2 protein-coding genes are annotated in these 540 nt (G+C 44.1%); both read right to left on the bottom strand.

Features of this window, described 5'->3' with window-relative positions:
* On the bottom strand, positions 1 to 335 hold a 335-nt coding region (locus ACTHUE_RS20010; RefSeq protein ID WP_440424280.1), incomplete at its 3' end, for a Mur ligase domain-containing protein.
* A partial coding sequence (locus ACTHUE_RS20005) for a hypothetical protein (protein WP_440424279.1) occupies positions 332 to 540 on the bottom strand: 209 nt, incomplete at its 5' end. The genes ACTHUE_RS20005 and ACTHUE_RS20010, both read right to left, overlap by 4 nt.

Genomic DNA, 540 nt, shown 5'->3' with positions numbered 1-540 from the left:
CCGGCTACACCGAGTACCCAATGATGGTGTAATACGTTTTCAGCAAGCCATTGCGGGCCGGAAATGTAAGGCAGGCCTTTATTCAAAATGGCTTCAATCACATCCATGCCGCGTTTGGCAACATTACCGATAACGTAAATATCGGCTTTAAATTCGTCCAATTGAGCGGCATCAAAACCTTCATGTACGTCTATGCCCAAGGCTTCAAGCTGGGTGCTCATCGGCGGATACATCTTTGCGTCGCAACCGCTGACTTTAAAACCTGCTTCTTTGGCAATAGCCGCTACGCCGCCCATAAATGTGCCGCCGATACCGATAATGTGGATGTGTTTCATGATAAGACTGTCTTTGGATAAATTAATTTTAAAGCCGTCATTATAACGGAGTTTGGATAAAGAAAGGGGTCGTCTGAAAAGTTAGGCAACAACAAGAATAGGAAAAAATGCGAAGAATTGATTTTAAAAGGAGGGCGTTGAGGTTTTGCAAGTATGGGATTGGGGTTAGCCCTGCTTTGGAAAGAGTTATTTGATACGGTAAAGT

The organism is Neisseria sp. P0021.S005 (genome assembly GCF_051956955.1).
This window is presented reverse-complemented; position numbering and strand designations above follow the sequence as displayed.